General features: G+C 45.7%; 14 protein-coding genes and 1 riboswitch. Of the genes, 7 read left to right on the top strand and 7 right to left on the bottom strand.

All coding sequences use genetic code 11. The features are described from left to right. Positions 1-197 precede the first annotated feature (197 nt). A complete protein-coding gene (locus tag OL444_RS18720; protein ID WP_264730729.1) occupies positions 198-1,343 on the top strand; it encodes a histidine decarboxylase in 1,146 nt (381 codons plus the stop codon). Positions 1,344-1,402: 59 nt separating this feature from the next. Here OL444_RS18720 and OL444_RS18715 read toward each other — a convergent pair whose 3' ends face one another. The 3 genes from OL444_RS18715 to OL444_RS18705 form a co-directional block, all read right to left on the bottom strand. Continuing rightward, complete coding sequence (locus OL444_RS18715; RefSeq protein WP_264730731.1) at positions 1,403-2,278, bottom strand: mechanosensitive ion channel family protein; 876 nt, start codon at positions 2,276-2,278, stop codon at positions 1,403-1,405. A 123-nt stretch (positions 2,279-2,401) separates the two neighbouring features. Then, positions 2,402-2,659 carry a hypothetical protein gene (locus tag OL444_RS18710; RefSeq protein WP_264730733.1) on the bottom strand — a complete coding sequence of 86 codons (258 nt, stop codon included), beginning with the start codon at positions 2,657-2,659 and terminating at the stop codon, positions 2,402-2,404. 99 nt (positions 2,660-2,758) lie between these two features. Further along, positions 2,759-3,148, bottom strand: a complete 390-nt coding sequence (locus OL444_RS18705) for a DUF6496 domain-containing protein (protein WP_264730735.1) — start codon at positions 3,146-3,148, stop codon at positions 2,759-2,761. Positions 3,149-3,463: 315 nt separating this feature from the next. Between OL444_RS18705 and OL444_RS18700 the strand changes: the two genes are divergently transcribed. Beyond that, positions 3,464-3,796, top strand: coding sequence for a KGG domain-containing protein (locus tag OL444_RS18700; protein WP_264730737.1), 333 nt, complete (start codon positions 3,464-3,466; stop codon positions 3,794-3,796). Between the two features lie 39 nt (positions 3,797-3,835). Here OL444_RS18700 and OL444_RS18695 read toward each other — a convergent pair whose 3' ends face one another. Beyond that, positions 3,836-4,177 carry a winged helix-turn-helix transcriptional regulator gene (locus tag OL444_RS18695; RefSeq protein ID WP_264730739.1) on the bottom strand — a complete coding sequence of 114 codons (342 nt, stop codon included), beginning with the start codon at positions 4,175-4,177 and terminating at the stop codon, positions 3,836-3,838. Between the two features lie 96 nt (positions 4,178-4,273). Here OL444_RS18695 and OL444_RS18690 point away from each other — a divergent pair, with 96 nt between their 5' ends. The 5 genes from OL444_RS18690 (at position 4,274) to OL444_RS18670 (ending at position 9,306) form a co-directional block, all read left to right on the top strand. Continuing rightward, positions 4,274-4,618 (top strand): DoxX family protein, encoded by a 345-nt coding sequence (locus tag OL444_RS18690; protein ID WP_264730740.1) that lies wholly within the window; start codon positions 4,274-4,276, stop codon positions 4,616-4,618. A gap of 79 nt (positions 4,619-4,697) precedes the next feature. Then, positions 4,698-5,093, top strand: a complete 396-nt coding sequence (locus OL444_RS18685; RefSeq protein WP_264730742.1) for a ribosomal maturation YjgA family protein — start codon at positions 4,698-4,700, stop codon at positions 5,091-5,093. Positions 5,094-5,619: 526 nt separating this feature from the next. Continuing rightward, entirely contained in the window at positions 5,620-8,028 is a 2,409-nt protein-coding gene (locus tag OL444_RS18680) for a TonB-dependent receptor (protein ID WP_264730744.1), read from the top strand. 326 nt (positions 8,029-8,354) lie between these two features. Continuing rightward, on the top strand, positions 8,355-8,855 hold the full coding sequence (locus tag OL444_RS18675) for a hypothetical protein (protein ID WP_264730746.1): 501 nt from the start codon (positions 8,355-8,357) through the stop codon (positions 8,853-8,855). 37 nt (positions 8,856-8,892) lie between these two features. Beyond that, on the top strand, positions 8,893-9,306 hold the full coding sequence (locus OL444_RS18670; protein ID WP_264730748.1) for a hypothetical protein: 414 nt from the start codon (positions 8,893-8,895) through the stop codon (positions 9,304-9,306). 78 nt (positions 9,307-9,384) lie between these two features. Here OL444_RS18670 and OL444_RS18665 read toward each other — a convergent pair whose 3' ends face one another. The 3 genes from OL444_RS18665 to OL444_RS18655 form a co-directional block, all read right to left on the bottom strand. After that, complete coding sequence (locus OL444_RS18665; RefSeq protein ID WP_264730750.1) at positions 9,385-9,699, bottom strand: hypothetical protein; 315 nt, start codon at positions 9,697-9,699, stop codon at positions 9,385-9,387. Between the two features lie 224 nt (positions 9,700-9,923). Beyond that, entirely contained in the window at positions 9,924-11,267 is a 1,344-nt protein-coding gene (locus tag OL444_RS18660) for a DUF5074 domain-containing protein (RefSeq protein WP_264730752.1), read from the bottom strand. Positions 11,268-11,602: 335 nt separating this feature from the next. Further along, a riboswitch (cobalamin riboswitch) is annotated at positions 11,603-11,827 on the bottom strand. A gap of 282 nt (positions 11,828-12,109) precedes the next feature. Next, on the bottom strand, positions 12,110-12,466 hold the full coding sequence (locus OL444_RS18655; protein WP_264730754.1) for a winged helix-turn-helix transcriptional regulator: 357 nt from the start codon (positions 12,464-12,466) through the stop codon (positions 12,110-12,112). Positions 12,467-12,557: the final 91 nt, after the last annotated feature.

Here is a 12,557-nt window from a genome sequence, read left to right as displayed (position 1 = left end):
TTAATCTATCTGCATTATCAATAAAATTAGTATATATTTTCTGAATAAATACCCTCACCAGATAAATTCACTTGTTAATACCTAGCTTCGCAGCATAAGAAACCTGTAATTCACCATTTTTGTGGAGATAATGCGCTGTGCCGTACCTGAAACGCAGCCGGATGGCCGCTATCTTCCGCGAAAATCAATTGCCGATTATGACCACGTATCATTTACCTGCCACTGAAGCCGCGCAGCTGGACAGCCTTTTGGAACAGGTACAAACCTGTACCAACAACTTTCTGGGTTATCCTGTATCCAAAGATTTCGATTACTCCCCCCTGCTCCCGTTTCTCAGTTACCCGCTTAATAACCTCGGCGATCCTTTTGTCACCTCTACCTATGCCGTAGGGTCCAGGGAAATGGAAAAATACGTGGTGGAGTTCTTTGCGAAGCTGTTTCGCGCCCCTTCGGACGACTGGTGGGGGTATGTTACCAACGGCGGATCAGAAGGTAACCTGTACGGCCTTTACCTGGCCCGGGAGCTTTATCCTAAAGGCATGGTTTATTATTCGGAGGCGACCCATTACAGCGTACAGAAAAACCTGCACCTGCTGGATATGCCCAGTATCGTCATCCGTACGCGGGAAAACGGGGAAATTGACTACGAAGATCTCCAGAATACCATCCGGATGAACCGGCATATGCCGGTAATTATCCTGGCCAATATTGGTACTACCATGACCGAAGCCCGGGATGATGTAGGCAGAATTAAAGGTATCCTGAAAGAGCTGGCCATCCGCCATCATTACATCCATTGTGACGGCGCATTATCCGGTAGCTACAGCGCATTCATTGAACCCCGGCCTGCTTTCGACTTTGCTGACGGCGCCGACAGCATGGCCATCAGCGGGCATAAATTTATCGGCTCCCCTATCCCCTGCGGCGTAGTGGTAGCTAAAAGATCCAATCGCGACAGGATCGCCCGATCCGTCGCCTATATCGGTAGTATGGATACCACCATCACCGGTTCAAGAAACGGCCATAGTCCGTTGTTTTTATGGTATGCACTGAAAAGCCTGGGCCTTGCAGGATTAAAGGAAAGGGCCCGGCACAGCCTATCCGTAGCTGCCTATGCTGTAGAACGTTTCCACGAAATCGGCATTCAGGCCTGGCGTAATCCCCATTCCATTACGGTGGTGTTTCCCGATCCTGCGGGAAACATCCGCCGGAAGTGGCAGCTGGCTTCTGAAAACGGCTGGTCGCATATTATTTGTATGCCCAACGTAACAACTGCCCAGATAGATATGCTGGTGGCGGAAATAGCAGCCACCTTCACCAGTACGGCAGTACCGGTGCTTTAAACAATCCCGCATTTGCAGGCAGCAGCTACGTTGTTGCTACCTGCAAATGCGTACTGCCATTACCCTTCTGCGATACTGATAATTTCTGTATTCAATGCCCGGCGGATCAGCCGTTCTGTTTCTTTATTGGAAACCGGCATCAGCAACTGCACTTTAAACTGTACAAAATCCTTTTTTATTTCCAGTGTTTTGAGCGAGAAACTCTCGGGGTTATAATGCCGTTCATATTCGCTGATCGATTGCTGCAACCGATGTTCCAGCAATTCCGGCGTATAGGGGTGTTTATGATCCAGTTCAAATTCTATCGTCAGTTTTTTAATATTCTGTTTCGATTGGTTTAATACAATGGAAGTAAACACCACCGAGTTGGGGATGATGACAATATCATCATCTTCATTCTGCAATACCACATTAATAAGGGTAATGTCCAACACCTTTCCCTTATACTCTCCGATACGTACATGATCGCCCAGCGACAACTGATCCGAAAACATAATGATCAGCCCATTGATCATATTGGTAATATAATCCTTGGACAACAAGGCGATGGCCGCCGCCACGATGGTGATACTGGTCACAAACTTCAACAGATCGATCCCAAAAAACAGCATCAGTGCCAGGATGATAAAAATAGTATTCAGTACAGAAGTGATACGGTTAATCCCCAGTACGAAATTGTCCCGCTCCAGCGGCTTACTGCGGTGATGCCGGGTATACCACGACAATACCACCAGCCATCCCAATGATATCAGGAGATTGGCGCCCAGGAAAAAAGACAGGGCGTTGGTGATCTTAAAGAGCCAGGTTAATTTATTATAGCCAGCAGGATGATCGAGGTTAAAATAAACAATGCCTGCATAAGCAATCAGTTTCACTAAAAAGATAATGCGTTCCCGCCGGTTAGTGTATTTGTAAGTTTTGTCTGTTACCATCATAACTTTTCACGCGCGCTTTAACGCGAAGGTACAAAGGGGAATTGGTTTGTTGCGTTAAAAAAGATATAATACCCGTGAGTTGCAACGGGTTACCATCATTGAAGTGGTCATTCACCGCCCTTTCTACTCGTCCATTTTATTCAGGATTTCCTGCCAGATAATGCGCGCAATCTGCTCTGTTTCCACAATACGGATACGTTTTTCTACAGTATCGGTATGATCGGCAGTAAAGGTTGGGTATTGGGGTTGAAAATCTTCCAGTACATAGGCGCGGATGTCAGGAACTACTTCGTAGACCGTTTCAAAGGTTCCGGGGTTTACCGTGATGATCAAGCCATAGGGCTGGCCTTTTATGATGACCGTAACACTATGTTTTTCCATAGTTAAATTGCCGCAAGGGATATGCCACATAAAAAGGCCGGCACCTTTCTATAACCGGCCTTCTGTGTATATACAGTATGGACAAAACAACAAGACGGCTTATGCCATTGCATGTTTACGCGCAGGCGTCTTTTTTCTGCCGGCGGCCCGCCTATGGTTAGTGTTTCTGGTGGCCGCTTTTGTATGGGTGGTCGTTTTTGCAGTTACTGTTTTCCGGGGCCCCGCTTTTTTTGCAGCGGCTATTATTGGCGTGGCTTTTTTTGCAGCGGCTTTTTTGGGAGTCGCTTTTTTGGGAGCCGCTTTTTTTGCTGCCGCCTTTTTACGGGGAACTTTAGCACCTTCCTTTCGCGCCTCCGACAGCCCAATAGCAATGGCTTGTTTACGACTGGTTACTTTCTTATTACTACGGCCACTTTTCAATTTACCTTCCTTCATTTCATGCATACTTTTTTCCACCTTATCCTGGGCTTTTTTAGAATACTTTGCCATTTCCTCAGATTTTAAGGGTGAGTAAAAGAATATGAACAGGTGAATGCGAACAAAATATACGCCAGTCCTCATTTTCAGACGATGTATACGCGCAGGCAGGTGAAGTGGGGAACCAACATCGACACTGTGTTAAAAATTCTATGCATTGGGGAAGCAAATACCCCATTTCTCTATTGAAAGGCAGCCAGGATCCTTATTCCTAAAGCAAATCCTGCCATGGCATGCATCTTGTTTTCCTGTTAGAGACTATTCATGTGGCAATCTTTATCTAATCTATTCGAAACAAACTCTCGATCACTATTAAAATTCAGGATTATGGAGGACATCAGGTATCAACAACTTGCACCAAGTGCTGACAATCTCGACAAAAACCAGGAAGAAAAGCCTAAACACAGTAAACGTGGGTTTGCTTCCATGGACCCTGAACAACAACGGGCGATTTCCAGAGAAGGCGGCAGGGCGGCACATAAACAAGGTGTTGCACACAAGTTCACCTCAGAGGAAGCACGGGCCGCCGGTAAAAAAGGTGGTGAGGCAGTCAGCAAAAACCGCGAACACATGGCGGCAATAGGACGCAAAGGCGGTACAAACCGTGGTAAAAAGAAAAATGCGAACACTAACAACGAAGAAAATACTTCTCAGCAATAACCCGGCAAAGCCGGGTTTTTGCTTTTATTACCTTTTCGTTCAGCTTTTTCCGATAAACCGGGTCCGATGACCATCTCCCCACAGCTTCAACGCTACTAACACCGGTTCCAGGCTATGACCATAGCTACTGATGCGATATGTCCGGAGTGTACTCACCGGGTGGGTTTCGTGTGTAATTAAGGCATGCTGCTCCAGTTCCAGCAATTCCCTCGACAGCATACGGGGCGTAATGTGTTTGATATCCCGCTGCAATTCATTAAATCGCTTATCTCCTTCACATAGTGCCACGAGGATAGGCACCCGCCATTTTCCGCTTAACACGGCCAATGCATCTGTAACAGGCCGGATATGATCCAGGCATAATTTATCTTTTTCCATCATCTCTACTATACTGTATGATACCGGTATACAACATGATAGTGGTGATACCAGCTCACTATCGGTCCTGTAAATTTGCAGTATAAATTTTTAATGCCCATGACATTCCCGAAAATTACCCACTACTTTTTTATGGCTATCCTGACCGTGCTTTTCTGCTGGACCGGTATTGTGAAACTACAGGATAACCCGGTACACTGGGCTGTATTTGAACAGGCCGGATATTCCCGGCTGTTTTTTCACCTGATCGGCGCAGTAGAAATAGGACTTGCGCTGGCCATCTGGTGGCCGTTCCTGCAGAAAACAGCCTGGTTACTCATGGGCGCCATTATGCTGGGCGCCATCGGTACACACATTAAAAGCCATGATGCAGCCTGGCATTACATAGTGCCGGTAGTCGTATTGCTGATCCTCCTGGGAATAGGGCGGTATAAACACAACTGAGGCCTGTACAACTGTTTTTTATAGTATAATTGTTAATAATACAGGAACAGCCTATCTTGCCGGCATTTTATTCTATCAAATGACACCTGCGAAAAAACGCCTGCTTTACTTTATTCTTGTATTATGCAATATCCCGTTAGGCCTGGCTACCAGATGGTCGCCCCAATACTTCCCTGAAATTGTGCAGGTATATGGTGGCGATGTATTTTCTGCTACCTGTATTTTCTTTGGTATCCGCTTTTTGTATCCTGCCAAACCACTGCGATGCATAGCCCTGATCAACTATATTGTGTGTATCGCCATTGAACTGCAACAATTATACAGGGCTCCCTGGATTGTACACCTGCGGGATAAAACCCCTGTTGGCATTTTATTGGGCCATGGATTTCTTTGGAGTGACTGCATATGTTATGCAGTGGGAACGCTGATTGCATGGGCTATTGGCTGGACAATAGAACGCGCATACAAAAAATAACAGCAGCCAATATAATTGATACGGGTAGGGATGCCCGTTAGTGAGCAACAATTCGTTTCTTACTTACTGCAGAAAAATTGTCGTGTTTTTTTCCTGCCCTGTAAGGCAGGTATTGATTCCCTCTCCAAAACCACCACAACTGCCGGCATCCCTAAAGCCCGATAATTAATGACCGGTACCAGCAACGATTTTAAAGGCATGATAATTTGTAAGACAGCCACAAACCACGTATCTCCCCGATAACTATCCCCTTGTTGGTGATAAAACAAACGCCTGCCCTGCTGCAGCTATCTTTCATTTGAGCGGATTGTTTATTCAAGATATCATTATTTCCTCCCTGCTAAATCTTCGGAATTAAATTTCCCGAACCGGAAAAAAATTCTACTTTTTCACTGTATCCGTGCAATGGAAGCGTTTCGCTAAACATAACAGACCATACGACCGGTTTCAAATTGTGAAATAACCAATTCACCACCACCCCTTCACATTTTGCTGGTATTGCCTTAACTTATATTATTACGACAGTATGTCTTTCAGACTTTTCGGGTTGTTACTCATTCCCTTTTTTTGCCCTGTTGCTGCAGCTGCTCAATACACCTTGCAGGGAATAGTGGTCGACAGCAACCATCATTTACTCCGGGATATTCCTCTCCTGCTGACAGCGGAAAACAAATCGGTTCCCCATCATACGATTACCAACAAATCCGGCCGGTTCACCTTTACACTTTCCGCACGCGGTAACTATCTGTTGCAAACAACCAGTCAGCACTACCTGGCAGATAGTGTATGGTACTCCTTCTCTAAAGATACATTCGTTACCATTACCTTACAGCCGGCGGTTAAAACATTGAAAGAAGTGGCTGTAACAGCCACCCAACCGGTTTTTGAAAAGAAGATCGACCGCTTTGTTTTTCATGTACAAAACACCAGCCTTGTAGCTGGCAACAATACCTGGGATGTCCTTAAACAAACACCGCTGGTGAACGCGCAGGAATCAGGCTCGTTGTCTATTCTGGGCCTGGCTGGTGTGGCGGTTTATATCAATCACCGCAGAAGTATGTTGAGTGGTAAAGACCTCCAGCAATACCTGAGTAGTCTGCCGGCAGATAATATCCAACACATTGAAGTGATCACAGTTCCTTCCAGCAAATATGAAGCAGGTAACCCGGGCGGCATTATCCATATTGTCTTGCGGAAAAATGAAACGGAAGGTCTTAATGGGAGTATTAACCTCGCCAATGAACAGGCTACCTATAATTCTCAATATGCCAACGGAGGCCTTAATTATCGCGGCAAAAAATATGGCCAGCAGCTGTTTGTCAATGGCGGCTCCCGGAGAGGTTTTTACCACAGCGATAACGATATTGTCTATACCGGCAAACAACAGGAATTCATCTATAATCAGACCGTCAAAAAGCCGGAAAATAATATAGGCATTTCCACGGTTGCAGATTATTTACTGAACAGCCATTCTCTCATCGGCGCTGCAGCAGATTTCAGGACCAGCTATGCTAAAGATGCTAACAGCGGCTACAACACCATCCGTACATTCGATGATACAGACAGCGGTATAGCTGAATACTACAATGAAAATCCGGAAACCAAACGTACCCGTTTTCTTTCCCTCAATTTGAACTATCAGTATACCAATAAAAAAAATCAGGAAGAATTAGGCATCAGCACAGACTATTTTCACTATAACAATGACCAGGCAGCAACGTTCCTGTCGTACGAAAAAAAACGGCCCGGCACTGTACATAACGGCAATCGCACCAGTACCTCCCAGCGTATCCGCAACTATGCCGTGAGAGCAGATTACAGCCGGCTAATTGCGGGTAACATCAAACTGGAAACCGGACTTCGTTTTTCCCGTACACAAACGGATAATGAACTCCTGGCAGATCATTACACTACTGGTACCTGGACGTTTAACGCGGGCAGGTCCAATGTATTCCGCTACGAGGAAAATATCGGCGCTGCCTATATTTCCGTATATAAAAAACTGAATAGCCAGCTGGAAGTAAAAGCAGGTGGCAGACTGGAACAAACTTATCTGAAAACAATACAACTAACCTCCGGCCAAAACAACGATCGGCAGTATCTCAACTTCTTTCCTACCGCCTATATCAATTACACGATTAACTCCCGGCATAGTTTATCGTTGGCTGTTAAAAGCGATATCAGGCGGCCGTCTTATTCGCAGCTCAACCCCTTTGTGTATTACATCAGCGATAAATACCTGGTAAAAGGCAATCCGGAACTACGGCCATCCAACAGCCTCATTGCCGAGTTGTCCTATACATTGCACAAAGACTATATATTCCTCGCGAGGTATACCAAAAGCAATCACCTGTTTGAACAGGTAGCCGTTGTTATTCCACCCGACACCACCCTGCTGGATCGCTTTAACTACGGCAACTCAACTACCTGGGGATTGACCAGTGTTATCAGCAAAACCCTGATCAAAGATAAATGGAGAGGCAGTATCAGCAATACCGTTTCGCTGGTGCAACAATTTGTAGATGTACCCCAGGCACAAATGAATACAAGCAACTTTCAGTACACCTGCAATATATCCCAACAGTTTACCAATATCTTTAACACTACAATTGATGCGTCGGTAAATGGCCGCTATTACAGTAAAACAGTATCTGCCAATACAGACATTTCAGGTACCGGAGAGGTAGGCATTGGCTTTTCGAAGAAAATACCCGCCTGCAATATGCAATTGTCTTTTTACGCAGGTGATATTTTCAATACCCTCCGGCTCAATCATTTTTACACCTACAATACGTTTTCCGTTTCGGATATGACCGCCTTCAGTGATACCCGGTATTTCAGGATTTCCGTCAATAAAAAATTAGGCAGTACTAAAATTAAAACCGTGAGAAAGAAGGATACCAGTAACAGCGACGAAGCCAACAGAGCGAGATAGGTCCGATTGGCAACGTAACAAAAAAAACAATTAACCCGGGTGCCGGAAAAAAGAGCACTGATAGCACAAGGTACCCACGCGGCGCTGATACTAAGTAAAAAGCGGTACTTCTATCTGATACGCAACCAGCTGAAACCGGGCAGCTGATACCCACTGATAACACGGCTGTGAAGCCGATGGCAAGTACTTTATCCGGAATGATTTAACGGGACCTGCTCCGGGTGACTATCGGGTAAAATTGTTATATTTATCCGCGTTTGCAGGCCCCCAAAGTGATGACCAGCGGGGTTGCAGGCAAACGCACCGTATAATGAAACCGTTTTGTCATGAAGGAAAAAACAGCCCTGGTACAATTAATCAACAGCCTCACCTGCTATCACATTGATGCAGCAACTGCTACGGAGATAGCCGATATTTGCCTGACGGCCAAACAAGACCCGGAAGCCTATTTCCGGGAAACAGATGAAGACATGTTATGGTTGCTGGAAGTAGATCCGCAGGGACTCACCGCTTTTATACTCACAGCCGAACTGTATGATTACTTTGCCGTATCCGATAAGATGGATGAATTCCATGAACAGGTACAGGAAATTTTTGAAGACAACGACCTGCCGGATTATCCGTACAACCAGCAACTGCCGGATCTCACGGCTTATTTCAACTGGCTGAACGGCGAGTTGGCAGCCAATGATATTCAGGTGGCGCCCATCTATTTCGGAGATAGTTATGGCGACGACATACAGGTAATTTTTGTACCGGCCAATGATATCACCACTATACTGGACCTCTGTGCATCACTGCAGATAAAAGCCTCCAGGTGTGCCTGATACCGGCCATACTCATTATATCAATCGTATACATTGCATGATAACAGCATCAGACATCAGAATAGGTAATTACGTGTCTTATTTTGATCGTAATATGGAGGAAACCGCCTTCCTTGTAGAAGGTATATTCGAAGAATTTATTTATAATTCCGGATTGCCGCTCAGTAAAATTCCCTGCGCCAAAGCCAATCCGGTAGTACTGGATGTATACCTGTTGTCCAGGTTCGGATTCATCCGGGGCGAAGCGGAGTATGGAGAAGATGTAAAGGTTTATTCGCTTAAATACAACCGGCTGAACAGTGTGCATATCCGCTATGAAAACAACGTTTTCCAGCCTTTTACAGACGCACCTACCGGGTTGGTGCCCTATGGCCTTCCGATCGTACACGTGCACCAGCTGCAGAATCTTTTTCACGCCCTTACCCGGGATGAACTGACTTTATTCGAATAGCAGGCTACGATAAAGCCGGTACGGGCAGCCCTTCAGCAGGTCGTTCCCTGTACCGGCTTTATATAAACAACGAGGCAACTACAGTCTTCCGGCTACTACAAAAGCCAGGAAAAGTACCCCGATCAGTATTAAGCCGATGAAAGCCACCCAGGATACCTTCGGATGTGGCAATGATTGCAGTGCAGGCAATATTTCTGCATTCACCTCATACAGCTTATCATCCGTTTTGCGAACGCACCATATTTTGCCAATGGGGAAAAGTGGAATCCAGTAAATATGTACATACGTTTGTCTGACTTCAAATTTTACAAAGTCAGGGATATCGTTGGCGATACCGATATCTGCCAGCTGAAAGGATTTCATGCAGAAACTTCTGCGGCCATAAATAATCATAGTATAGGTTTTAGGGGATTAAAATCATTACAGGGATCCAATATATAATTTTTAAACCACATATTACATTTCCCCTCCTGATGGCCGGCAAACATAACAGCTATGAATACACGAATGATGCTGGTCGGGCCCATACGCCTGGTATGGCGCTAGACATAAAAAAAGAGCCGGTAATAGTACCGGCTCTCATCAATGGTTTATAACAAACAATGCGGGGAAATGAATCAATGAAAGACCGGGAGGGCAGGAAAGTAATAACCTGTATATTGAACTGTTTGTTTCAGGGCACCAGTATTGGCATTATATATCAGCCATCTGTTATTGTTGCTGTTCCCCCATTCTGCGCCGAGCGTAGGAACCACCAGTTCCTGTTTCGCATCATTATACCGTACTGCAGATCCATAGAAATAGTGGCCGGCAGGCAGGGTAATAAAGGGAGCTGACAGCGAAGACGGTGTACCGGGAATATAACGATACACGGTAGTGCCGCCATATTCGAGCATACCACCAATACCGGGGGCTTCTTTCCGGGCAGCGATGTATACCACATTGCCTGCTTTGCCGGCTGTAATAGAACCGGATCTCCAGGAGAGATATGCCCAGGCATTCGTTACTTTAAAGGGCAGTTTGGTTTCGGTAATCTGCAACGTCACCGGATCAATCCTCACCAATGCCGAATCGCCGGCAGCCCATACTGCACCATCATTGGTGCGGGCAAAGCCAATCGTACCTTTCGCATGTTTTTTTACAATGCTATAGTTACTGGCCTGCAGTATTACAATACCATCATCTTTCGTAAGGGTAAAAATGTAGTTGCCGGATAACAGCATATCACCGGCGGAACTGTTGATACCAGCCACTTTGGCGCCAATAGCAGGAGCACTGAGGCTAACGCGGTAAATCCCATCGGCAGCACTCAGCAAGCCACGGGTACTATCTATACCCAGAAAGGCATGCCCTTCATCCTGCGGCAGGGTGGCTATGCGGCCGGTTTCTTTCATGGTATAGGCATCCGTGACCACCATAGGTCCACCTACTTTTACGACCATATACATTTTGCCTTTAAAGATGGTGGCAAACTGCAGGGTGGCTGTAGTAGGCCCCAGGTTCTTCAGCGGATTTTCCAGCTTATACACTCCCTGGGTAACCTTATTACTGTCGTAGCTGTAATAGGCCATGTCGCCGTTGTTGGTGGCATATTGCCCTTCGTGCAGCATGAAAAATCCATTCTCATACTTACCGGTAACCTTTACCTGGTATACAACAGAATCAACACCATTCCGTTGATCACCTGAGGTAAATACAATGCGGTAATCTCCGCGTTCTTTGGCGGCAAAGCGGTAAGCAGCATCATGACCGGCTGCCTCGCCGTTGACCGTCCAGTTAAAATTTTTTCCGGGTGGATAACCGGGAGCCGGCTGCAGCAGGCGGCTATCCCCTACTGCCATATTATACCGGAGTGTGGCAGTCTCACTGACTGGTGATGAGGGAGGGACTTCATTTTTACGGCAGGATACTACCGTCAGTAAAAAAAGGGCGCTCATCCATGATAGTACATGTCTTTTCATTTTCTCTTTTTTAAAAGATGAGTATGTGGGAGGTTAAGGGTACTTATATGTCATCATCATCTGTTGCATTATAGTTACAGCCAAATAGGTAAAACTGTTACTGTCCGCTCATAGGGTTTTAAATTACATGATACAAAGGCAACAAACGTTCATCCTGTTTTCAACATACAAAACAGCTATACAGCATACCAGCTACTGTATGAACGTGGAAATTTATAATACTAAAACGTGCACAGGATTAGCCTGTGATCTGTCATCCGCAGCCATAAATGATAAAACGAGAAAAGAAAGCCATAGTCTGGCTTGCATTCCTTGCCTTTCACCCGAAAGCGCTGAATGATTAATGGCAGCTGGCAGGTCTTCTGGCTTTCCTGCTTTTCCGGAGGGGCCTTCCCGTTATGCCGCAGCACAACAGTGGCGAGGAGAATAATTCCGAAAAAACGACAACTGCCATGGCAGTTGTGCAGGATTACAGCTACGGGGATAGCTCCGGTTTCACACCGGATTCCCTTTTAATATACCGGCACTACACCGGTATAACCAATTGCGGTCACAAACGTACGGTAAGTATATGTAATCACCAAACAGGAAACAGGAAATAAACACTGCAGGGAGCAAGATAGCAACAGTTATTTTCAGGGGGCAGGATAGCATCGCCTTCAAAAGATACATACCTACTGTCTGCTTATACAAACATACGCGCTATCGGCTATACCTACCTGTAACCTACGTCCGTAAAGGGTTAGGGCTACTTATTCTCAACAATTAATTACCACTTGCCGGTTTCGTTAGTACAAATGCTGCTACGAAAAAAAAGCGGACAGGTAGTCTGCAGTAGCCATTCATCCGGCTTTAGGACTGCGCTCCCGCATATGTTCATTGGCCCATGCTGCGAGGTTATATAAATGAGGCAGGAGGCTCTCTCCTTTCGCCGTCAGGGAATAATCAACTCTTGGCGGAATCTCCGGATACATTTGCCGGGCAATCAGTCCGTCTTCCAGCAGGTGTTTCAAAGTAGCCGTCAGCATTTTCTGCGAAATATCGCCAATGGCTTCCTGCACCTGGTGATAGCGCATCGGATGATTGGTTTGTCCTAAAGTAAGTACGATCATCATCGCCCATTTATTCCCGATACGATCAAAGACATCCCTTACCGGACAAAAGTCTATACTCTCTTCATTTTTCAAAAAAACTTTCATAGTAGTTGATTGATTTTCATCATTACATACCTATAGGTACGTAACGCACCTTGCCGTGCCATATTGTTTGATATTCAATGTGTTAATACAT

It is taken from the genome of Chitinophaga nivalis (genome assembly GCF_025989125.1).
In the GTDB taxonomy this organism is placed as follows: domain Bacteria; phylum Bacteroidota; class Bacteroidia; order Chitinophagales; family Chitinophagaceae; genus Chitinophaga; species Chitinophaga nivalis.
This window is presented reverse-complemented; position numbering and strand designations above follow the sequence as displayed.

Coding starts and splice junctions, on each gene's coding strand:
- OL444_RS18720 (WP_264730729.1), top strand. CDS start 198: ATGACCACGTATCATTTACCTGCCACTGAAGCCGCGCAGCTGGACAGC.
- OL444_RS18715 (WP_264730731.1), bottom strand. CDS start 2,278: ATGATGGTAACAGACAAAACTTACAAATACACTAACCGGCGGGAACGC.
- OL444_RS18710 (WP_264730733.1), bottom strand. CDS start 2,659: ATGGAAAAACATAGTGTTACGGTCATCATAAAAGGCCAGCCCTATGGC.
- OL444_RS18705 (WP_264730735.1), bottom strand. CDS start 3,148: ATGGCAAAGTATTCTAAAAAAGCCCAGGATAAGGTGGAAAAAAGTATG.
- OL444_RS18700 (WP_264730737.1), top strand. CDS start 3,464: ATGGAGGACATCAGGTATCAACAACTTGCACCAAGTGCTGACAATCTC.
- OL444_RS18695 (WP_264730739.1), bottom strand. CDS start 4,177: ATGATGGAAAAAGATAAATTATGCCTGGATCATATCCGGCCTGTTACA.
- OL444_RS18690 (WP_264730740.1), top strand. CDS start 4,274: ATGACATTCCCGAAAATTACCCACTACTTTTTTATGGCTATCCTGACC.
- OL444_RS18685 (WP_264730742.1), top strand. CDS start 4,698: ATGACACCTGCGAAAAAACGCCTGCTTTACTTTATTCTTGTATTATGC.
- OL444_RS18680 (WP_264730744.1), top strand. CDS start 5,620: ATGTCTTTCAGACTTTTCGGGTTGTTACTCATTCCCTTTTTTTGCCCT.
- OL444_RS18675 (WP_264730746.1), top strand. CDS start 8,355: ATGAAGGAAAAAACAGCCCTGGTACAATTAATCAACAGCCTCACCTGC.
- OL444_RS18670 (WP_264730748.1), top strand. CDS start 8,893: ATGATAACAGCATCAGACATCAGAATAGGTAATTACGTGTCTTATTTT.
- OL444_RS18665 (WP_264730750.1), bottom strand. CDS start 9,699: ATGATTATTTATGGCCGCAGAAGTTTCTGCATGAAATCCTTTCAGCTG.
- OL444_RS18660 (WP_264730752.1), bottom strand. CDS start 11,267: ATGAAAAGACATGTACTATCATGGATGAGCGCCCTTTTTTTACTGACG.
- OL444_RS18655 (WP_264730754.1), bottom strand. CDS start 12,466: ATGAAAGTTTTTTTGAAAAATGAAGAGAGTATAGACTTTTGTCCGGTA.